Annotated in this window: 16 protein-coding genes; 7 read left to right on the top strand and 9 right to left on the bottom strand. The window is 70.2% G+C overall.

Annotated features, from left to right (window positions below):
- Nucleotides 1–196 precede the first annotated feature (196 nt).
- The gene (locus ASG53_RS13820) at nt 197–1,288 is read right to left on the bottom strand and encodes an inositol-3-phosphate synthase (protein WP_056134570.1); all 1,092 of its coding nucleotides are present in this window, start codon (nt 1,286–1,288) and stop codon (nt 197–199) included.
- Nucleotides 1,285–1,968 carry a PadR family transcriptional regulator gene (locus ASG53_RS13815; RefSeq protein WP_056136301.1) on the bottom strand — a complete coding sequence of 228 codons (684 nt, stop codon included), beginning with the start codon at nt 1,966–1,968 and terminating at the stop codon, nt 1,285–1,287. The genes ASG53_RS13820 and ASG53_RS13815 overlap by 4 nt, the downstream gene beginning before the upstream one ends.
- A 419-nt stretch (nt 1,969–2,387) precedes the next feature.
- Between ASG53_RS13815 and ASG53_RS13805 the strand changes: the two genes are divergently transcribed.
- The 5 genes from ASG53_RS13805 to rplI all read left to right on the top strand — a co-directional run bounded on the left by ASG53_RS13805 (nt 2,388) and on the right by rplI (nt 6,968).
- Nucleotides 2,388–5,054, top strand: a complete 2,667-nt coding sequence (locus ASG53_RS13805; RefSeq protein WP_156382814.1) for a transglycosylase domain-containing protein — start codon at nt 2,388–2,390, stop codon at nt 5,052–5,054.
- 276 nt (nt 5,055–5,330) lie between these two features.
- Nucleotides 5,331–5,618, top strand: a complete 288-nt coding sequence (gene rpsF, locus ASG53_RS13800) for a 30S ribosomal protein S6 (protein ID WP_056134550.1) — start codon at nt 5,331–5,333, stop codon at nt 5,616–5,618.
- 62 nt (nt 5,619–5,680) lie between these two features.
- A complete protein-coding gene (locus ASG53_RS13795; protein ID WP_056134547.1) occupies nt 5,681–6,178 on the top strand; it encodes a single-stranded DNA-binding protein in 498 nt (165 codons plus the stop codon).
- Between the two features lie 86 nt (nt 6,179–6,264).
- On the top strand, nt 6,265–6,501 hold the full coding sequence (gene rpsR, locus ASG53_RS13790) for a 30S ribosomal protein S18 (protein WP_012868730.1): 237 nt from the start codon (nt 6,265–6,267) through the stop codon (nt 6,499–6,501).
- Between the two features lie 17 nt (nt 6,502–6,518).
- Complete coding sequence (gene rplI / locus ASG53_RS13785) at nt 6,519–6,968, top strand: 50S ribosomal protein L9 (protein ID WP_056134544.1); 450 nt, start codon at nt 6,519–6,521, stop codon at nt 6,966–6,968.
- Nucleotides 6,969–7,240: 272 nt separating this feature from the next.
- On the opposite strand, the gene ASG53_RS13780 is transcribed toward rplI, so the two are convergent.
- Complete coding sequence (locus ASG53_RS13780; protein ID WP_056134542.1) at nt 7,241–8,593, bottom strand: MATE family efflux transporter; 1,353 nt, start codon at nt 8,591–8,593, stop codon at nt 7,241–7,243.
- 329 nt (nt 8,594–8,922) lie between these two features.
- On the opposite strand from ASG53_RS13780, the gene dnaB reads away from it, so the two are divergent.
- Both dnaB and glsA read left to right on the top strand, forming a co-directional pair.
- Entirely contained in the window at nt 8,923–11,526 is a 2,604-nt protein-coding gene (dnaB, locus tag ASG53_RS13775; protein WP_056134538.1) for a replicative DNA helicase, read from the top strand.
- A gap of 148 nt (nt 11,527–11,674) precedes the next feature.
- Complete coding sequence (gene glsA, locus ASG53_RS13770) at nt 11,675–12,676, top strand: glutaminase A (RefSeq protein ID WP_056134536.1); 1,002 nt, start codon at nt 11,675–11,677, stop codon at nt 12,674–12,676.
- Nucleotides 12,677–12,817: 141 nt separating this feature from the next.
- Here glsA and ASG53_RS13765 read toward each other — a convergent pair whose 3' ends face one another.
- From ASG53_RS13765 to ASG53_RS13740, 6 genes are read right to left on the bottom strand one after another with little or no spacing between them, the layout of a single operon-like run.
- A complete protein-coding gene (locus ASG53_RS13765; RefSeq protein WP_056134532.1) occupies nt 12,818–13,369 on the bottom strand; it encodes a hypothetical protein in 552 nt (183 codons plus the stop codon).
- Nucleotides 13,366–17,295 (bottom strand): type VII secretion protein EccCa, encoded by a 3,930-nt coding sequence (gene eccCa / locus ASG53_RS13760; RefSeq protein ID WP_056134529.1) that lies wholly within the window; start codon nt 17,293–17,295, stop codon nt 13,366–13,368. The genes ASG53_RS13765 and eccCa overlap by 4 nt, the downstream gene beginning before the upstream one ends.
- Nucleotides 17,292–18,182, bottom strand: a complete 891-nt coding sequence (locus tag ASG53_RS13755; protein WP_056134527.1) for a hypothetical protein — start codon at nt 18,180–18,182, stop codon at nt 17,292–17,294. Before ASG53_RS13755 ends, eccCa begins: the two co-directional genes overlap by 4 nt.
- On the bottom strand, nt 18,182–19,495 hold the full coding sequence (locus ASG53_RS13750; protein WP_056134523.1) for an EsaB/YukD family protein: 1,314 nt from the start codon (nt 19,493–19,495) through the stop codon (nt 18,182–18,184). The genes ASG53_RS13755 and ASG53_RS13750 overlap by 1 nt, the downstream gene beginning before the upstream one ends.
- Nucleotides 19,492–20,004 (bottom strand): hypothetical protein, encoded by a 513-nt coding sequence (locus tag ASG53_RS13745; RefSeq protein ID WP_056134520.1) that lies wholly within the window; start codon nt 20,002–20,004, stop codon nt 19,492–19,494. The genes ASG53_RS13750 and ASG53_RS13745 overlap by 4 nt, the downstream gene beginning before the upstream one ends.
- Nucleotides 20,001–20,816: an FHA domain-containing protein gene (locus tag ASG53_RS13740; protein ID WP_056134516.1), complete on the bottom strand. Its 816-nt coding sequence runs from the start codon at nt 20,814–20,816 to the stop codon at nt 20,001–20,003. Before ASG53_RS13740 ends, ASG53_RS13745 begins: the two co-directional genes overlap by 4 nt.
- Nucleotides 20,817–20,832 lie beyond the last annotated feature (16 nt).

Here is a 20,832-nt window from a genome sequence, read left to right as displayed (position 1 = left end):
CGCTGTCTCTTCGGTCGCGACAGCCGTGCGCTCCGCTACGGCYGGAGGCCCAGGCGAAAAGCGTGCGCTGGGGGCTTGGTCTGTCGGGTGCGGTATCGCGCTGTCTCTTCGGTCGCGCTGCCCCTGCGCTCCGCTACGGCCGGGAGSCCCAGGCGAAAAGCATGCCTGGGGCTCCCAACCTTCGCTGCGCTTCGGGTCAGCGCTCGTTGGTACCAGCGATGAAGGCCTCGAGCTCGACGCGGCCCTTGGTGTCTTCCATCTGGACCGGCGGCGACTTCATGAAGTACGTCGACGCGGAGAGGATCGGGCCACCGACGCCGCGGTCCTTCGCGATCTTCGCGGCACGGACGGCGTCGATGATGATGCCGGCCGAGTTGGGCGAGTCCCAGACCTCGAGCTTGTACTCGAGGTTGAGGGGAACCTCACCGAAGGCGCGACCCTCGAGGCGGACGTAGGCCCACTTGCGGTCGTCGAGCCAGGCGACGTAGTCCGACGGGCCGATGTGGACGTTGCGGTCGGAGGTCTTGCCACCGAGAGGTCCGTCGAGGTTCGACGTCACGGCCTGGGTCTTGGAGACCTTCTTGGACTCCAGGCGCTCACGCTCGAGCATGTTCTTGAAGTCCATGTTGCCGCCGACGTTCAGCTGGTACGTACGGTCCAGCACGACGCCGCGGTCTTCGAAGAGGCGGGCGAGCACGCGGTGCGTGATGGTCGCGCCGACCTGCGACTTGATGTCGTCGCCGACGATCGGGACGCCAGCGTCCTCGAACTTCTTGGCCCAGACGGGGTCCGAGGCGATGAAGACGGGGAGCGCGTTGACGAAGGCGACGTTCGCGTCGATCGCAGCCTGCGCGTAGAACTTCGCAGCCTTCTCCGAGCCGACGGGGAGGTAGCAGACGAGGACGTCAGCCTTGACGTCCTTGAGGGTCTGGACGACGTCGACCGCTGCAGCGTCCGACTCCTCGATGGTCTCGCGGTAGTACTTGCCGAGGCCGTCGAGCGTCGGGCCGCGCAGCACGTTGATGCCTGTCGGCGGGACGTCGGCGATCTTGATGGTGTTGTTCTCCGACGCCTGCGTGGCGTCGGCGAGGTCGAAGCCGACCTTCTTCGCGTCGACGTCGAAGGCAGCCACGAACTCGAGGTCCGAGATGTGGTACGGGCCGAACTGGACGTGCATGAGACCGGGGACGGTCTCGTTCTTGTCGGCGTTCCTGTAGAACTCGACGCCCTGGATCAGGGAGGTCGCGCAGTTTCCAACGCCAACGATGGCGACGCGGATGGCAGTCATCCTCGCTCCTTGCTGTCTGTGTCGCGACCGAGGTCGTCGACAACGTATGGATTGATCTGATCTGGTGCTGCAGGTTGTGCGTCCGCCGTCAGGCTGGCGCCCGGGGTCACCCCCGTGGTCCGGGCACGACGACGGTCGCGCTCGGTGTTGATGAGGCCGTCGAGCCATCGAACTTCACGTTCGACCTGCTCGAGGCCATGTCGTTGCAGCTCGAGGGTGTACTCGTCGAGCCTGTCCCGGGTCCGTGCGGACGAGTCACGCACGTTCTCCAGGCGCTCGTTGAGCCGGCTGCGCCGACCTTCGAGGATGCGGATCCTGGTCTCGGCGTCTGTCTGCCCGAAAAACGCGAACCTCACGTCGAAGCTCTCGTCCTCCCACGCGGCCGGACCTGACGACGCGAGCACGGACTGCAGGTGCTCCTTGCCGTCGGCCGTGAGCGTGTAGACGATGCGCGCCCGCTTGCCCGAGAGTGCGTGCGGGGGAGCCTCGTCCGACGCGGCACCGACGATGAGACCGCGTGTCACGAGAGACTTCAGGCACGGGTACAGCGACCCGTAGGACAGCGCCCGGAACGAACCGAGGACCAGGTTGAGGCGCTTGCGCAGCTCGTAGCCGTGCAGCGGGGAGTCGTTGAGGAGGCCGAGCACGGCGGTCTCCAAGACGGACGACTTGCTGCGCACAGACACCTCCTGGATACCCTCGTGAGCTCCCACGAGCACCCAAGACGGGACTCGATGTATCGGATCGATACATCGGAAGACTAGGCACATCGACACTGTCGCGCAAGGGTGGCTGCCCTCCGGTGTGCCTTCTCCGGGCCGGCCCAGGCCGGGTGAACCCTGAGTCTGCGCGGCTGCCGCCGGATGTGAAGGAGACGGGGAACTGGTGAGCGGGCGTGGCACAGAACTGGGTCGGCGACGCCCAATCGCGTGAACTCGAACGGCCCAGCCTCTACAGTTCACGGTGGGCTCGTGCGCTCCCGCACCACGGTGAGGCCAGACGTCCCGCCGGGCGCGCCAGGTGCGCGGCCCACCAGCAGACCTGGACCGGCCCTCCGCCGCGGTCTGCTCACATCGACAGCCGTAGGAAAGGTCCGCGCGTGGCAAGCTCGACTGGACGACCTCAGCAGGGTCCGTCAGGCACGACGCCTGTCCGGGTCTCCGCGACCTCTCGTGCGACCGGGGCCCCGGGCACAGCACGCCCCGCCGCAGCGCCGGCTGCCGGCGCGAAGGGCGCGACCAGGCCCCAGCGCGCCGCAACGAGCGCTCGCCCAGGCTCGATCCCGCCGGCGGCAGCAGGGAAGACCTCCCCGGCGAGGACCAGCACCGCGACGAAGACCGGCGCTGCCACCACGGCCCGCACGTCCGCGAAGAGCGGCGCAGCCGCGGGGGGCAAGGGCGCTGCAGGCGCCGGCTCGGGCGGCAAGGGCGGTGGCGGCGGACGTCGCCGGTTCTTCAACTACCCCCGCTACGGCAAGGGCCCGATCCGCCGCTGGATCCCCTCGTGGCGCTTCGTGCTCGGAGCGATCCTCACGGGCATCGCCCTGGTCTGCGGCGTCGTCATCGCCGCCTACGTGAGCCTGGCCGTCCCCACCCCCGACTCGGTGACCCTCCCCGAGAAGTCCACGGTCTACTACGCTACCGGCGAGCCCATGACGGTCTTCGCCGACCAGGACCGCGAGATCATCCCGGGCGACCAGATCCCGCAGCACGTGCGCGACGCCGCCGTGGCTGCCGAGGACCGCTCGTTCTACGACAACTCCGGGATCGACCCCAAAGGCCTCACGCGTGCCTTCATCGGCAACGTCAAGGCGGCCCTCGGTGACGGTCGGGTGACAGGTGGTTCGACCATCACGCAGCAGTACGTCGAGCGCTACTACACGGGCGAGACGACGACGAGCTACGCGGGAAAGTTCAAGGAGATGCTCCTCGCGGTCAAGATCGACCGGCAGGAGAAGAAGGAAGACATCCTCGCGAACTACCTCAACACCATCTACCTCGGACGCGGTGCCTACGGTATCCAGGTGGCGGCGACCAAGTACTTCGGCATCCCGGCCTCGGAGCTGACGGTCTCGCAGGGCGCGCTCATCGCGGGGATCATCCCGTCCCCGTCGAACTGGGACCCGCAGTCCAACCCTGAGAAGGCCCAGGAACGGTGGAAGTACGTGCTCGACGGCATGCTCGCCGAGGGGTTCCTCACCCAGGCGGAGTACGACGAGGCCAGCGCGACCTTCCCCGAGACCATCCCCTACGAGCAGACCAACCGGAAGGAAGGTCCGCAGGGATACCTCATCGACATGGTCGAGCGTGAGCTCGCGGCCCTGCCCGAGCCGATCACCCGCGAAGACCTCGACAGCGGAGGGCTGACGGTCCGCACGACCATCGACGCCAACATCCAGTCGATGGCCATCGAGTCTGTCAACGCCATGCCGCAGGACAGCTCGCCGAACCTCAAGAAGTCCGTCGTGACGGTGGACTCCACCACAGGCGGATACCTCGCGGTCTACGGGGGAGCGGACTATCTCGCCTCGCAGTTCAACAGCGCGACGATGGATGTGGCGCAGGCCGGTTCGACGTTCAAGCCCTTCACGCTCATGGCCGCCCTCCAGGAGGGCAAGACGCTCAAGGACACCTTCGACGGGAACTCTCCGAAGGTCTTCCGCGACTACGACAACTACAAGGCGACGAACTTCGCCGACACCAGCTATGGCCGCGTCTCGCTCGAGAAGGCCACCCAGGACTCCATCAACACGGCGTACCTGGAGCTCAACGACGAGATCGGGCCGCAGCTGACGGTCGACGCAGCCGTGGCCGCAGGGATCCCCGCCGACTCGGTCGACCTCGACCCTGTCCTGTCCAACGTCCTCGGCACGGCTTCGGTGCACCCCGTCGACATCGCCCGTGCCTACACGACCTTCTCGACCAACGGCGAGGCGCGAACCCCGCACATCGTCGCGACAGTCACCAAGAAGGTCGACGGCGAGGACGCCGTGGTCTACACGGCGAACACGACGGCCGAGCGCAAGTTCACGCCCGAGAACACCGCCGAGCTGACCTACGCGCTCACGCAGGTGGTCGAGAAGGGCTCGGGCAAGACCGCCTCGGAGCTCGGCGTCCCGATCGCGGGCAAGACCGGGTCGACCAACGAGAACAAGTCAGCCTGGTTCGTCGGGTACACCCCGAAGCTCGTCACGGTGGTCTCGCTGTTCCAGTCCGGGCCCAACGGCGAGCAGGAGAGCATCACGCCCTTCGGCGGCTACCGCAACGTCACGGGTGCGACAGTGCCAGCGGACCTCTGGACCGACTACATGGGCAAGGTGCTCGCAGGCCGAGACGTGGAGCAGTTCCCCGAGCGACCGTCTCCGCCGACCCCGACCTTCACGCCCACCCCCACGCCGGAGCCGACGACCGAGGCTCCGGAGCCGACCACGGCACTCGTGCCGGCTGGTCTCGTCGGGAGCTCCGGCGACGCGGCGTCCGGTGCGATCGCGGCCGCCGGGCTCACGCCCTCGGTGTCGGAGCAGTTCGACCCGAGCGCGCCGGGCACCGTCATCAGCGTCAACCCGGGTCCTGGCAGTGAGGTCCCGCTCGGGTCGACCGTCGCGGTGATCGTGTCGAAGGGGCCTGAGCCAGCGCCTGAGCCGGTTCCGACCACACCTGCGCCCGCGCCCGCGCCGTCGACCCCAGCGCCGGAGCCGACGACTGATCCAGCGCCGGTGGAGCCGCCTCCTGCCGATGACGGTGCCGGGCTCCTGCCCGGAGGATGACGCCTCTCGACGCCCGCGCGGCCCGCTCGACCTCGGTCGGGCGGGCCGTACCCGTCTCACGGGACGTCCAGCTGCCTGGCTTCTAGGGTCCGGGCGGGGGTTCCGGGCGGGACCTCGGGCGGGTACCATTGGACACTGTTGTGTGCGTCCGGCTGCCCGCCATCGGGCAGGAGGCGCACACCGAGCGGCCGGGACTCGTCCCGGCCGTACGTACGCACTAACCCTCCTGTCACGGAAAGACCGTGACCGCTGAGTCCGTAGGAGGTGGGTTCACACATGCGTCAGTACGAATTGATGATCATCCTCGATCCCGAGATCGAAGAGCGCACCGTCGCTCCGTCGCTCGACAAGTACCTCACGGTCATCTCGACCGAAGGTGGATCGGTCGACAAGGTCGACATCTGGGGCCGCCGCCGTCTGGCGTTCGAGATCCAGAAGAAGACAGAGGGCATCTACGCGGTGGTCGACTTCACCGCCACGCCTGCGACTGCCAAGGAGCTGGACCGTCAGCTCGGCCTCAACGAGGTCGTCCTGCGGACCAAGATCCTGCGCGCAGACGTCTGAGCACACGCTGAAGCACCTGCACGACCTCGCACGACCCGCACGGAATCGAATGGAGAGAAGCAATGGCTGGTGACACCGTCATCACGGTGGTCGGGAACCTCACGGGCGACCCGGAGCTCCGCTTCACCCCGTCCGGGGCTGCGGTCGCGAACTTCACGATCGCGAACACGCCTCGGACCTTCGACCGCCAGAGCAACGAGTGGAAGGACGGCGACACGCTGTTCATGCGCTGCTCGATCTGGCGTGAGGCTGCTGAGAACGTCGCGGAGTCCCTCACCAAGGGAACCCGCGTCATCGCTCAGGGCCGACTCGTGCAGCGCTCGTACGAGACCCGTGAGGGTGAGAAGCGCACCGTCGTCGAGCTTCAGGTGGAGGAGATCGGTCCTTCCCTGAAGTACGCGTCCGCGAAGGTCACCCGGGCCCAGCGCTCGGGCGGCGGTGGCGGAGGCGGCTTCGGCGCCAGTTCTGGTGGACAGGCACAGGCAGACGACCCGTGGGCGACCGCAGGTCCGGCGTCGTCGAACAGCGCAAGCTCGTTCGCCGACGAGCCGCCGTTCTAGTCCCCACCCCGTAGATCGCCTCCGGTCTCGTCCCCGCGCCACGCGCGCGGATGTCCGGAGCACCCTTGAGTGAAGGAGCAACCGCAATGGCAAAGCCCGTTGTGCGTAAGCCGAAGAAGAAGTCCAACCCCCTGAAGTCGGCGAAGATCGAGACCGTCGACTACAAGGACACCGCGCTGCTGCGTAAGTTCATCTCGGACCGCGGGAAGATCCGCGCCCGTCGTGTCACCGGTGTGTCCACCCAGGAGCAGCGTCAGATCGCGCGTGCAGTCAAGAACGCACGCGAGATGGCTCTTCTCCCCTACTCGTCATCTGCACGCTGAGAAGGGGCTGAAGACACATGGCAAAGCTGATTCTTACCCACGAGGTCACCGGCCTCGGTGAGCCTGGCGACGTCGTCGACGTCAAGGACGGGTTCGCCCGTAACTACCTCGTCCCGCGCAGCCTGGCCACCCCGTGGTCCAAGGGTGCCGAGTCGCAGGTGACCGCGATCCGCAAGGCCCGCAAGGCCCGCGAGATCGCCACCCTCGACGAGGCCAAGGCCACGCGTGACTCGCTGCAGTCGAAGCCTGTCGTCGTGAAGGCGAAGGCCGGCAACGGCGGTCGCCTCTTCGGCGCCGTCACCACGGCCGAGATCGCCGACGCGGTCGCTGCCCTCGGTGGCGTCACCGTCGACAAGCGCAAGATCGAGATCACCCAGCCGATCAAGTCGACCGGAGACTTCTCCGTGTCGGTCCGCCTGCACCCTGAGGTGTCGGCGAAGATCGCTGTGAAGGTCGTCGAGGCCTGAGCATCTGACGAGCGCCCCCTCGGGGCGTGAGCCTGCAGCTCGTGCACGACGCGAAGGGCCCGGACCTCCTCGGAGGACCGGGCCCTTCGCCGTGCCCTGGGTGATCGTGTCGACGCCGAGGTCGCACGCACCGTGCCCAGGTCGCACGTACCTTCCCGAGGTCGCACGCATCGTGCCGAGGTCGTGAGGACACGCCAGGACGAGGACCTCTGGGGCGGAAGCCGGCGTGTCTGTACGACCTCGTGGTCGTCTGTGCGACCTCAACAGGGGAGTCAGGCGCCGGAGACCATCCAGCGGTCGGAGCGGGCGCGCAGGCCTGTCGTGACGGCGCGGGCGAGCATGAAGACGCCGGCGAAGGCGAGCCACAGCCACGCGAGACCGGCTGGACCCTCGGGAGCCCACGCGCGGACGGCAAGGGCGACAGGGGTGTAGACGACCACGGTGAGCATGCCGGCCCATGCGAGGTAGCGACCGTCCCCGGCACCGATGAGCACGCCGTCGAGCACGAAGACCCAGCCGGCGAGCGGCATGAGCGCCCCGGCGACCACCATGCCGAGCGTGATGGCGACCCGGACCTCGTGGTCGGTCGTGAAGAGCAGAGCGAACCACCAGCCGCCTGCAGCGATGACCACGCCGATGGCCGCTCCGGCGCCGACCCCCCACTGGAGGGTGCGACGCAGGATCGCCCGGGTCTCGGACACGTCGCCGGCACCGAGCCTGTGACCGATGAGTGCCTGCGCGGCTATGGCGAGGGCGTCGAGGGCGAAGGCGGCCAGACCCCACACGCTGTTGAGCACCTGGTACCCGGCGAGGTTCACAGCCCCGAGGCCCGTCGCGACGAAGACCGTGAGCAGGATGGCGAGCCGCAGCGAGAGGGTCCGGACGAAGAGGGGTACCCCGGCGCGGGCGTTGGCGAGGATCCCTCCGGAGGCTGGGCGCAGCGAGGCACCGGCTGCTCGTGCTCCGCGGACGACGACGACCGTGAGCACGGCGCCCATCGTCAGCTGGGTGGCGGCGGTCCCCGCAGCCGAGCCGGCGATGCCGAACCCGAGCCCGTAGACGAGCGCGACGTTGAGGACCGTGTTGGTCACGGCCCCGCCGACCGCGACGTACAACGGCGTGCGGGTGTCCTGGAGGCCGCGCAGCACGCCTGTCGACGCGAGGACCACGAGCATCCCCGGGAGGCCTGGGCTCGACCAGCGCAGGTAGGTCACCGCGTGCCCGGCGACGGCGCCGTCGGCACCCATCGCGCTGATCGCCCAGGGGGCGGAGAGCCACAGCGCCGTCGCGAGGACGACACCGAGACCGGCGGCCAGCCACATGCCGTCGACACCGGACTGGAGCGCCTCGGCGCGGCGGCCTGCACCGACCCTGCGGGCGACCGAGGCCGTCGTCGCGTAGGCGAGGAACACGCACAGCCCGACGAGGGTCAGCAGGATCGTCGACGCGACCGAGAGCCCCGCGAGGTGCGCCGTCCCCAGGTGGCCGACGACCGCGGAGTCGACGAGGACGAAGATCGGCTCGGCGACGAGCGCCCCGAGAGCGGGCACGGCGAGCGCGAGGATCTGACGGTCGAGGGGACGACGGGGTCCGCGGTGCTCACGGGGCGCAGCACTGTCCGCCACGTGGTCCCTCCCAGGGTCGAGGCATGGATATGTGGACAACGAATCTTCTCATCCACAGGCAGATCGGCGGAATTCCGGGGCTGAGAGCCTGATATTTGGCTGAGATCCGCGGTTGTCCCCAGTTATCCCCATGGTTATGCACACTGTGGATGACCAGCAGCCAGCACCTGAGGAAGTTATCCCCAAGGGTGGGGACAAACCTGTGGACGACGTGGTTGATCGAGGGACTGGAGGCGCGTACGGTGCAGGCGGCAACCACCGACGAAGACCCCGTGTCGGTGGCGAGGCGTAGACCTGAGACCTCGCCCGCACAGCAAGGACGGACCACCATGTCGATCGACGAGCTTGACACCGGCTACAGCTCTTCCAGCCAGGGCTCGGGGTCGTCAGGACCGGGGTTCGACCGCACCCCGCCCCAGGACATCGCCGCAGAGCAGAGTGTCCTCGGCGGCATGCTGATCTCGAAGGACGCCATCGCCGACGTCATCGAGCAGCTCAAGGGCACAGACTTCTACAGGCCTGCGCACGAGGCCATCTACGACACGATCCTCGACCTCTACGGCCGCGGCGAGCCTGCTGACGCCATCACCGTCGTCGCTGAGCTCACCAAGCACGGCGAGATGGGCCGCATCGGCGGGGCCCCGTACATCCACACCCTCATCTCTATGGTGCCGACAGCCGCCAACGCGGGCTACTACGCCCGCATCGTGCGCGAGCGGGCTGTGCTGCGCCGCCTCGTGCAGGCCGGGACGCGCATCGTCCAGCTCGGCTACGCGACCGACGGCGGTGATGTCGACGAGCTCGTCAACAACGCGCAGGCCGAGGTCTACGCCGTCACCGAGACCCGGTCCTCCGAGGACTACGCGGTGCTCGGCGACGTCATCGGCGGAGCCGTCGACGAGATCGAGGCCGCAGGCCACCGCGGCGAGGGGATGGTCGGCGTCCCGACAGGCTTCGCCGACCTCGACAGGTTGACGAACGGTCTGCACCCCGGCCAGATGATCGTGCTCGCGGCACGTCCGGCTATCGGAAAGGCGCTCGCGCTCGACACTCCGCTCCCGACCCCCACGGGCTGGACCACGATGGGAGAGGTCCAGGTCGGCGACCAGCTCCTCGCCGCCGACGGGACGCCGACTGTCGTGGTGGCTGCGACAGAGGTCCTTGTGGACAGGCCGTGCTACGAGGTCGTCTTCGACGACGGGACGACGATCGTCGCCGACGCCCAGCACGAGTGGTCGACGAGCGACCATGCGTCCCGTCGCAAGCACGGCCTGCTCGGGACCGTGCGGACCACCGAGGAGATCGCGTCTTCGGTCCGGTGCGCGACGGCGGACCGCCGTGCGAACCACGCCGTAGTGACAACAGGAGCCCTTCAGCTCCCTGAAGCAGACCTTCCGCTCCACCCTTACGCGTTGGGCGTGTGGCTCGGCGACGGGCACTCGGCATCCGCCAGGTTCACGTCGGCCGACCCGGAGATCGCGATGCGCCTCGAGGGTCTCGGTCTCGTCGCCCAGCGTCGGACAGGTGCCGTCGGCCGTGCTGAGCTCTACACGCTCCAGCTTCCGGCTGAGGCGCCCGTCGCAGAGCGCCTGTGCGCTGTCTGCGGTGTCTCGTTCGTGCCGCGCACCTCGCAGGTCAAGACCTGCGGTCGGTCCTGCGGTGGCCGGGCGAGTGCCTACTCCGCGCCCATGCCGAACCCGACCTGCCCGGACTGCGGCGCCCCGAGCACAGGGCTGCGCCGTTGTCAGGACTGCCACAACGCCCGGGGGACCGTCGCCGGGATCCTGCGGACGCTCGAAGTGATGGACGACAAGCACATCCCTGTCTCCTACCTGCGCGGCAGCGAGGAGCAGAGGCGGGAGCTGCTCGCAGGGCTCCTCGACACCGACGGCACGGTCAACCCCACCGGCAGCCCACAGGTGACGGTGACCAGCCGCCGCCTCGCGGAGGACACCAGAGAGCTCGTGCACAGCCTGGGGTACCGGACCGGGTGGTCCGAGCGGACCGTCAAGGGCCGCTCCGTCCTCTCGTCGACCGCCTACACGATCACCTTCACGACGGACGACGACGTCTTCGCTCTCGAGCGCAAGAAGCTGGTGCACAAGGACCGTCGCCGTCCCTCGACCCCTCGGCTGCGGAGCAGGTTCATCGTCGACGTGCGCCCCGTGGCGAGCGTGCCGGTCCGGTGCGTCGAGATCGCGCACCCGGAGCACCTGTATCTCGCGGGCCGGTCGATGGTGCCCACGCACAACTCCACGCTAGGAATCGACATCGCGCGGTCGGCGTCGATCAAGCACGGGTTGACGTCTGTCGTGTTCTCGCTCGAGATGAGCCGCAACGAGATCACCATGCGTCTGCTGTCCGCCGAGGCGCGCATCCACCTGCAGAAGATGCGCAACGGCTCCATGGGCGAAGAGGACTGGCAGAAGCTCGCCGGGACCATGGGCAAGATCTCCGAGGCGCCGCTGTTCATCGACGACTCGCCGAACATGTCGCTCATGGAGATCCGCGCCAAGTGCCGACGCCTCAAGCAGAAGCACGACCTCAAGCTCGTGGTCATCGACTACCTCCAGCTGATGACGTCCGGCAAGCGCGTCGAGTCCCGCCAGCAGGAGGTCTCGGAGTTCTCCCGTGCGCTCAAGCTGCTCGCCAAAGAGCTCGAGGTGCCGCTCATCGCGATCTCGCAGCTGAACCGTGGCGCCGAGCAGCGCACCGACAAGCGCCCCGCGATGTCCGACCTGCGTGAGTCAGGCTCGATCGAGCAGGACGCCGACATCGTCATCCTGCTGCACCGCGAAGACGCCTACGAGAAGGAGTCGCCGCGCGCCGGCGAGGCCGACCTCATCGTGGCCAAGCACCGTAACGGCCCGACCGACGTGCTGACCGTCGCCTTCCAGGGGCACTACTCCCGCTTCGTCGACATGCAGGCGTGAACGCGGGGGATACCGGAGAAGAGCACAGGGTTGAGAGCTGTCCATCCGGCCGCACGTCGACTGGCGGCGGTCCTCGCCGTCGTCCTGGTGGCCTGACCCGTCCGACGCTGTCAGGCCGGACCGCCCGTGGGTGTGTAGCGTCTGGCGGATGAGCCACGACGCGCAGGACCATGTCTCGACAGGACACCTCCCCGGGCGGGACGTGGTCGGCGAGGCCGTGCAGCGCGCCCACGAGGACTTCCGGTTGCTCGACGAGGGCGAGGTCATCCAGGACGTCCCGGCGCTCGCGGACGCCGACCCGGACCTCTTCGGGGTCGCGCTGGTCCACGTCGACGGCACGGAGCACACGGCCGGTGACTCCGGGCACAGGTTCACGATCCAGTCGATCTCGAAAGCCTTCGTCTACGCGCTCGTCTGCCAGGAGATCGGCCACGACGCCGTGCTCGCCAAGGTCGGGGTCGACAACACGGGTGTGCCCTTCGACTCTGTCCTGGCGATCGAGCACAACGAGGGCCACCCGATGAACCCGATGGTCAACGCGGGTGCGATCGCCACGACGGGGTTGGTCCCCGGGGCGAGTCGCGACGACCGCTGGGGCTTCGTGCTCGACGGGCTGTCGCGGTTCGCGGGCCGGGACCTCGAGGTCGACGAGGACGTCTTTGCGTCGGAGTCGAAGGAGAACGAGCGCAACCTCGGTCTCGCGCACCTGCTCCAGGGCCACGACAGGCTCAGCGGTGACCCTGCGGAGGTCGTCGACACCTACACCCGGCAGTGCGCGCTGCTCGTCGACGCTCGCGACCTCGCGGTCATGGGCGCGACGCTCGCCGGTGGCGGTGTGAACCCGGTGACCGGCGTCCAGGTCGTCGACCCGTCGATCTGCCGCGACACGCTGAGCGTCCTCGCGTCGACCGGGATGTACGAGCGGTCGGGGGAGTGGCTCTTCGAGGTGGGGGCACCGGCCAAGAGCGGCATCTCCGGGGGGATCGTCACGGTCTCGCCGGGCAAGGGGGCCATCGGTACCTACTCGGCGCTGCTCGACGACGCGGGAAACTCGGTCCGTGGTCGCCGCGCCACGGCACAGCTCGCGCGCGAGCTCGGGCTCGACGTCTTCGCGTCACTCCCTGCGCCCCGGCACTCGTCGACCACCTGACCGGAGTGTCGGTGCGTCGCGTCTAGGCCGACTCGTCCTCCGGACCATCTGCCGGGAAGCACCGACCGGCTGGACCGCTCTCGAGGAGGCGGTCGGGCCGGTGAGGTCCCCAGGACCGCAGCCGCTCAGGACCGCAGCCGCTCAGGACCGCAGCGCCCACCCGCAATAGCTGCGCCATGCGTGGACCGCCGTGCGGGTGTGCCGTCGGAGCGTGCGGAGGTCCTCCGGGATGCTGCCCGGCCGGGCGAGAGCGCGGTCGAAGGGGAGCCGCAGGACCGCTCCTGCCGGGGCCTTCTCGAGCGTGGTCCCGCGCTGCCTGCCGTACACCTCGGTCTGGACGACGGCGACGCGGGCCAAGAGCGCGCTGTCACCCTCGGCGATCGCCGCCGTCAGCCGCAGGGCGTCGGCGGTCCCGAGCGGGGTCGCGGGGGCCGCGACGGCGACGGCGACGTCGCCCGACCGCAGCAGGTCGAGGGCGTCAGAGGCCGCGCAGACACCGACGTCCCAGATCGCCGACTGCGGGTCGACCCGGTTGACCTCGTCGCCGCCGCAGCGCTCGACGAGACCGGTGCCGCCCGTGCCGAAGAGCCCTGGGGCGCCGCGGGCGTCGTCACGGGTCGCTGCGAAGGCGAGCGCCGCGAGGGTGCTGGCCCCGGCTCCCGAGGTCACGGAGACGATCGCAAGAGTCCTCACGACTCGACCTCCGGGTCTCGGGCCACCTGGATGACGTGCGGACGGCCACCACGGCGGATGAACCGACCGCGTCCGGGCGGGAACCTCTCGGGGTAGATCCGGCTGACCAGCTGGCCCTCGCTGCGCTCGCCCGACATGAGCAGGATCGAGCCGCCGGTGTCCCGGGTCACCTGGATCATCTGCGAGTACATGGCGCGGCTCGCCCCGGCGACAGGCCGGGTGAGCACGACGTGCAGACCGAGGTCGCGCGCGCTCGGCATGTATGGCATGAGCGGCGCGAAGGGATCCGCACCACCCGCCGAGACGATGTCGTAGTCGTCGATGAGCACGACGATGCGCGGCTCGCGCGCACGCTCCTCGGGCGAGCGGCCGGGCCGCTGCTCGAGCTCGCTCGCGATCGACTCGGCGAGCCCGCGCGCCTGGGTCGCGTTCTTGGCGTGCGCGGCGAGATAGTCGTCCTCGACGACGTCGGGGACGTTGCCCCGCGGGTCGACGACGGCGATCGCGAGCTCGTCGCTGCTGAACCTCTCGATGAGGCCCTTCGCGATGGTGCGCAGCAGCGTCGTCTTGCCGCACCGCGAGTCGCCGAGGACCACGAGGTGCTGGTCGTCGCCGGTGAGCTCCCAGAGCGCGGCCTCCATGGTGTCCTGGCGCAGCCCGATCGGGACCACGTCGGGCTCGTCGAAGGCGTCGGGCAGCTCGGCGCGGTCCACGTCGAGCGGCAGGAGGCGGATCGGCGCGGCGGCCGGGCCGCTCCACGACTCTGCGGTCCGCCGGGCGAGGGCCTCGAGCTCGTCACCGACGGCGTCGTCGCCGACGACGTTGAGGACGGGCAGCGCGACCTGCGCGAGATTTTTCGTGTCGAGGATCGCCCGACCCGGGGTGTCGGCCGAGAGCGTCGCGGACAGCTTGCGGTCGATGCTCGACTCCGCAGGGTCGTTCAGGCGCAGCTCGACGCGGGTGCCGAAGAGCGCCTGGTGGCCCATCCGCAGCTCGCTCCACCGGGTGAGCCCGACGACGAGGTGGATGCCGAAGCTCGCAGCCCGCGTCATGATGTCGGTGAAGGCTGTCTCGATCTCCTCGAAGTCCTGACGGATCTGCCCGTAGCCGTCGACCAGCAGCACGATGTCGGCCGCGTCGAGCTCGGGGATGCGGCCGGCTGAGTGCATCGAGCGCAGCTGCACCATCGAGTCGATCGAGTACTTCTTGAACACGGACTCGCGCAGCGCGAGCATGCCGCTGAGCTCTTCGACGAGCCTGAAGAGCCTGTCCCGGTGCGAGCGCGTCGCGACACCACCCACGTGCGGGAAGTGCTCGATGCGCTGGAGCCCACCACCGGTCAGGTCCATGCCGTACACGGCCACGTCCCGCGGGGTGTACGTGAGCGACAAGGAGGCCGCGATGGTGCGCAGCAGCGTGCTGCGCCCGGTCTGCGGAGCGCCGATGACGGCGACGTGCCCACCCGCGCGGGCGAGGTCGAGGCGCCACGGTGCCTGGGACTGCTGTGTCGGGTCGTCTTCGAGGCCGATGACGACGCTCAGCCCGGGGGTGCGCTCGCCGGCCTTCTCGAGCACCAGCCCGAGGGCCAGCCGGTCCGGGAGCGGCGGGAGCCAGACGGGGCTCACCGCGCGGTCGTCGTCGCGCACCCTGTGCACGGACTCGTCGACGAAGGTCCGGCTCGTGTCCGGCCGGGTCAGCGACGGGGTCGCGGAGGCCTGCTCGGTGCTCCCGGGGGTCGAGATCCCGTTGAAGGTGGGCAGCAGGAGCGGGCGTGCCTCGGCCTCGTCGTCGCGCGAGGCACGCTGGCCGTCGACGGGGCCTGAGACGAACCCGGACCTGAACCGCGTGTAGACGCTCGTGTCGACCTTGAGGTACCCGTAACCCGGCAACGCCGGCAGGTGGTACGCGTCGGGGGTGCTGAGGACCACCTGCGACTCGGGCTCGCTGAAGGTGCGCAGGCCGAGCCTGTACGAGAGGTACGTGTCGAGGCCGCGGAGCTTGCCACCCTCGATGCGCTGGCTCGACAGCAGCAGGTGCACACCGATCGAGCGGCCGATGCGCCCGATCTGCAGGAACAGGTCGATGAAGTCGGGCTCGGCCGTCAGCAGCTCGCCGAACTCGTCGATGACCACGAACAGGTGCGGCATGGGAGCCATCTCGGGACGCTCGGCACGGAGCTGGCGGTAGTGCGAGATAGACGGGGAGGACCCGGCCTCCTTGAGCATGCGCTGGCGCCGGACGACCTCGCCCTGGATCGACGCGCGGGCGCGCGTGGTGAGCTGCGGGTCGTCGGCGAGGTTGTCGATCAGCCCGGCGAGGTGCGGGAGCCCCGCGAAGGGTGCGAAGGCTGCCCCACCCTTGTAGTCGACGAGGATCATCGAGAGGTCTTCGGGCGGGTGCGTCAGCGCGAGGGACAAGATCAGCGTACGGAGCATCTCGGACTTGCCCGAGCCTGTGGCGCCGATGCAGATGCCGTGCGGGCCCATACCCAGCTGCGCGCTCTCCTTGAGGTCGAGCCGCACGGGGTAACCCTGGTCGTCGGTCGCGAAGGGCACGTTGAGGAACTGCGCGGGCGACCGGGGACGCCAGAGCGTCTCGGGGTCGACGTCGTCGAGGCTGTCGATGCCGAGCAGCTCGTAGATGTCGAGAGTCCTGTTGCCCTCCTCGTCCTGGGTCGCCGAGAGCGAGAGGCGCATGGCGGCCATCGCGCGGGCTGTCGACTCGAAGAGCGGCACACCGGTCTGGTCCGGCTCGAGGCTGACGTCGAGGGCGTCGGGGGTCCCCGGGGAGGCGGTGAGCGTCCCGGTCACGGTCCCGTCCAGCGTGATCCGCACGTCGAGCTCGCTCGGCTCGTCGAGCCGGTCCGAGAGCAGGTGCACGACTGTCACGCCGAGCTCCTGGAGCGTCGCGCCGGCGCCGACAGGCAGGGTCGACGCGCGACGTCCGTGGTCGTCGACGACCACGAGGAGACGAGACGGCTGGCTGCGCACAGACCCTGTCCGCTTCGAGGAGTGGGCGTGCTGGAGCCTGTCGGTCAGCGTGCTGCCGAGCACGTGCGCGAGGCTCGAGAGGTCGGGCGCGACCCTGCGGGCAGGGACAGGTCCGTCGAACAGCTCGGGGTCCTGGACGTGCGGGAGCAGGTCGAGACCCTGCCAGTCCGCGCTGCGGTCGGGGGCGTAGGCCGCGGCGATCGAGAGGTCGTCGGGTCCGTGCTGTGCGGCGAGCTGGAGCAGCATGCTGCGGACCGTCGCGACGGTGTGCGCGCGGTCGCCCACGACAGCCATGACGGCCACGTCCCGCAGGTCGACGGTCACCGGCATGGCCTCGACCCGCTCGACCTGGTCGGCGATCAGCCGGGCCTCGGACAGCAGGATCGGGTCGTGAGGCTCCATCGGCGACGAGGCCGGCGGGACCGTGAGGTCGAACCACGGCACGGCGCCCGTGCCCACGCGGACAGTGAGGAAGTCGGCGTCACGGCGCCGACGCTCCCACAGGCGTCGCGGGTCGCGGACGAGCGCCATGAGGGCCGAGGGCTCGGGGTGCATCACGGCGGCGTCGCGCCGGGCGTCGGCTGTGCGGGCAGCGAGGTCCCGGCGGAGCTTCTCGAGGTAGTCGAGGTAGAGCTCGCGCTTGGCGCGCTCCTGCTTGGCCGCACGGCCGCGCGAGGAGACCGCGAAGCCGATGCCGCCGACGATCGCGACGACGAAGACGAGCGCTGCGACGACCATGAACAACGGCTGCCCGTTGCGCATGACGACCATCATGACGACCGAGGTCATGGCACCGACGATCGGCAGGAGCATCTGGAGCGGCGTGCGGCCGCCCTGATCGTCGCCGAGCGGGGGCGGGGGCGCGATCGACTCGGGCTCCGGCGCGGTGACCGGCACGGTGGTGCGGGTCGGGCGGTGGACGATCTTGAGACTCATGCGGCGCTCCCGCGGGTGTCGGCGCGTCGGCCGGCCACGTCGACGACAGCAGCCGCCAGACGGAGCGCAGCGAGCGTGGTGGAGGCGCGGAGCCTGTGGCTGCCGACGGGTCGGGCCGCACCGTGCGCGCGGTCGTAGGGGAGTGCCACGGCGGGCACGGGGAGCAGGCGGAGCATCTCGCCGAGGGCCGCCGTGCGCTCGCGGCGCACGTCGTCGACGGCCAGGAGCACCTGGACGCCAGCCTCCTCGACGGTGCGGGCGAGGTCGACCGCGCGCTGCAGCGAGGTCCTGTCGGCGGGGGTCGTCACGACCACGGCTGTGCTCGCCGAGAGCACCCGGCCGACGGTCGAGGCGTCGCGGACACCCCAGTCGGTGACGACGAAGTCGAAGAACCTGCCGGCCGGCGCGACGGCCTCCCACCAGCGGGAGTCGTCGGCGGGGCGCACGCCAGCCTCGGCCCCAGAGTCCGCGCCGTCGGATCCGGAGCCCGCGCCGCCGGCTTCGGGGACCGGCGCGGCCAGGTCGAGGCAGTAGAGCCCACCGAGGGTCTGCACCAGCCCGACCGTCGCGGCGTCGGAGCGGCGCGCGGCCCGGCGTGCCGTCTCGTCGGCCGGCGTGCTGGGCGCCGGGGTCGTGAGACCCGCGTGCCACAGCGCAGAGCGTGCTGTGCGGGACGCGTTGACCAGGAGGATCCGCTGGTCACGACGAGAGGAGAGGACAGAGGCCAGCAGACCACCGACGGTCGAGCAGCCCGAGCCACCAGCCACGCCCACCACCCCGACCCGGGTGCTGAGCGCGAGCGGTGCCCGCACGGCCTCGTCGAGCCTGCGCAGCTCTTCGGCGCGGGACGGCAGAGCAGCCACGAGGGTCGTCCAGGCGCGTCCCATCAGAAGGTCCCGACCAGGTCGGCGAACACGCCGAGGCGTGCGAGGACGAGGGGGACCAGGGCGAGGACGGCGATCAGCTCGACGATGTTCGCGAGGCCGCGCAGACGCGCCTTGAGGTACTCGCTCGGGTGCGACCCGACGAGCGCAGCGACCAGGACGGCGACGCCGAGAGCGACACCGACGGCCTGCTCGGGCTCGGTGCTGCCGAGGTCGACGAGGAGCGCGACCAGCGGCACGAGCCCGGCGAGCATCAGCACGAGACGCTGGGGCGCGAGGGGGAGGACCCGGGTGCGCAGCAGGAGAACGACGGCGAGGCAGGCCGTGAGGACCCGCGTCGCGGTGTCAGGAGCCCCGGCGAGGACCCAGGCGCACGAGCCGACGACGACAGCCGTCGCGACCGTCGCCCAGGTGAGCGCACGGTGGGTCGCGTCGACGGCGCGGCGTGCGGCTGCCCGCGGGATCCGGTTGCCCTCGACGACACGGTCGTCGAGCCCGCTCAGCCCGCTCACGGTCATCGCGATCCCGGGCAGCAGGCCGAGCAGCAGGGTGCCGACCACGGCGACGACAGCCGCCGAGTGCAGACGCTCCCAGCCGAGGGCGTGCATGGCGGCGAGCGCGCCGACCAGCACCGTGCCGACGACCCCGCCGAGCCCGAGACCGACGTCGCGGGCCCCCGCGGCCCCGACCAGCCCGACGATCAGGCTGGTGAGCCCGAACCAGACGATCGCCGACGTCCCGAGCGTCCCGTCGGCGTGGTCGGCGCTCACCAGGAGCGCGGCGACAGCGGCACCGCCGACAGCACCCGCGGTGAGGACCACGGCCGGGCCGGTGAGGTGGCGACGGCAGAGCACGGACGCGACCACAGCCACGCCGGCGCACACCGCGAGCAGCGTGACCAGGGGGACGTCGAGCGACGAGACGGCCACCAGCGCCGCATAGGCGCCCAGGACAGCTGTGAGCACCGACGCGGCGACGACTCCCCACACGGGGCGCCACGCGTCGGCGCGGCTGTCGACGGCGTCCGCGACGACGTCGGTGACGTCGGCGACCTCGGGCGGTGGGGGAGCCTCGTCGACCCGCACGATGCGCAGCAGCGCACCGTGCTCGACCGACTGCTCGGCGAGCGTGAGCGATGAGTCCAGCTGCTCGCCGACCCGCGTGACGAGGGCGACCGGGCGCGCCGAGCGCGCCTCGCCCTCGTCGAGCAGCACCAGCACGTCGGGCAGCATCGCGGCGACGGGCTCGTCGTCGGGGAGGACGAGGTCGGCCTTGCGGCCCTCGCCCTGGATCGTGACGCGGGTGTACTCGGTCACTTCTTCTCCTCCTCGACGACGCGCTGCGTCGCCGGGTCGATCGTCACGCCCGTGGCCGGGTCTGTGTAGTAGCCGGTCTCGGTGTCGAGGTACCAGTCGATGCGGGGGTCGATGAGGTTGCCGTCAGGGTCCTCGGCCAGGCCGGTCTCCCGGTCGACGAAGAACCCGGTCTGCGGGTCGATGAAGTTCCCGGACACCGGGTCCGCGAGGAACCCCGTCTCCGGGTCGAGCGGCATGTCCGGGGTCTCGGGGATCGGGTTCGCCGCGAGCGCGGCCCTGAAGGACGCCACAGCCTGGTCTTCCTTGCGGTTGTCGAGCAGGTTCACCACGAAGGAGAACCCGAGGCAGCCGACCCCGGCGACGGCGGCGATGACCACCGAGCCGATGAACCTGCGGACGTTCGTGTTGACCTTGCGGCGCTGCTCGAGCGCCCCGAAGGACAGCGCAGACGACAGGCGCTCGCGGTGCGTGCGGGTCGACTCGACGAGGATCCTGTCGCGGTCGGTCACTGGGGTGCCTCCGGTCGGGTGGGGTCGGCGACGTGCAGGGTGCGTGTGCCCAGCGCGATCCGCGAGCCGGCCGGGGCGGGCGTGCGCACGTGCGGGGTGAGCGGCGAGAACTGCTGGCCGGGCAGCGCCACGGCCGAGCCGTTCGCCGATCCGAGGTCGGTGACCCACAGCAGCGGCCCGTCGAGCTCGAGGACGGCGTGGCTGCGCGAGATCGACCGGCCGATGTCCGGGATGCCCAGCAGGTAGTGCGTACCCGTCGGGTCGACAGGGCTGCGCCCGACGATCGTCGTGCCGAGCACCGTGACGGTCGCGCCCTCGTCGGTGACCACGACGACGCCGGGGGTGCGGGCCGTCTCCTGCGCCATCCACGGGTCGGCCGGAGCCGGGGCCTGCTCGGCAGGGACCGGCACCGAGGAGGCGGGGACGACGAGCAGCGGGTCGCGGCCGCGGGCGAGGTCTGCGGTCAGCCCGCGGCCGGGGACGAGCGCCCGCGCGGACGGCATCGCGCTCGCGCGGTCGACGGTCCGCAGACGCGTGAGGCGCAGCCCCAGGCTGCGACCGGTCCGGACGCGGTCTGCCACGACGAGGAGAGCCACCACGGCGGCGAGGACGCCACCGACGACAGGGTGCAGCAAGAACCCCAGGCCGAAGGCGGCGGCGACGGTGAGCAGGTCGACGGCGGTGGCTGCCGCTCGACGCGCGCCCGCAGGCCTGACGTCGTGCAGGAGGATCGCGTGCGGGACGGCGCTGCGGTCGGCGACCGAGGTCCCGTCGTCGCGGTGCTGCTCGGCCACGGACGAGAAGGCGTGCATCGTCCACCCCTCTCGT

The organism is Sanguibacter sp. Leaf3 (genome assembly GCF_001425965.1).
Lineage (GTDB): Bacteria > Actinomycetota > Actinomycetes > Actinomycetales > Cellulomonadaceae > Sanguibacter > Sanguibacter inulinus.
Note: the sequence above shows the minus strand (reverse complement) of the source record. Positions and strands in the feature narration are given on the sequence as shown.

What these genes read in the sequence shown, in the direction of transcription:
- ASG53_RS13820 (WP_056134570.1), bottom strand. Translation starts at nt 1,288, where the DNA reads ATGACTGCCATCCGCGTCGCCATCGTTGGCGTTGGAAACTGCGCGACC.
- rpsF (WP_056134550.1), top strand. Translation starts at nt 5,331, where the DNA reads ATGCGTCAGTACGAATTGATGATCATCCTCGATCCCGAGATCGAAGAG.
- ASG53_RS13795 (WP_056134547.1), top strand. Translation starts at nt 5,681, where the DNA reads ATGGCTGGTGACACCGTCATCACGGTGGTCGGGAACCTCACGGGCGAC.
- rpsR (WP_012868730.1), top strand. Translation starts at nt 6,265, where the DNA reads ATGGCAAAGCCCGTTGTGCGTAAGCCGAAGAAGAAGTCCAACCCCCTG.
- rplI (WP_056134544.1), top strand. Translation starts at nt 6,519, where the DNA reads ATGGCAAAGCTGATTCTTACCCACGAGGTCACCGGCCTCGGTGAGCCT.
- dnaB (WP_056134538.1), top strand. Translation starts at nt 8,923, where the DNA reads ATGTCGATCGACGAGCTTGACACCGGCTACAGCTCTTCCAGCCAGGGC.
- glsA (WP_056134536.1), top strand. Translation starts at nt 11,675, where the DNA reads ATGAGCCACGACGCGCAGGACCATGTCTCGACAGGACACCTCCCCGGG.
- eccCa (WP_056134529.1), bottom strand. Translation starts at nt 17,295, where the DNA reads ATGAGTCTCAAGATCGTCCACCGCCCGACCCGCACCACCGTGCCGGTC.
- ASG53_RS13755 (WP_056134527.1), bottom strand. Translation starts at nt 18,182, where the DNA reads ATGGGACGCGCCTGGACGACCCTCGTGGCTGCTCTGCCGTCCCGCGCC.
- ASG53_RS13740 (WP_056134516.1), bottom strand. Translation starts at nt 20,816, where the DNA reads ATGCACGCCTTCTCGTCCGTGGCCGAGCAGCACCGCGACGACGGGACC.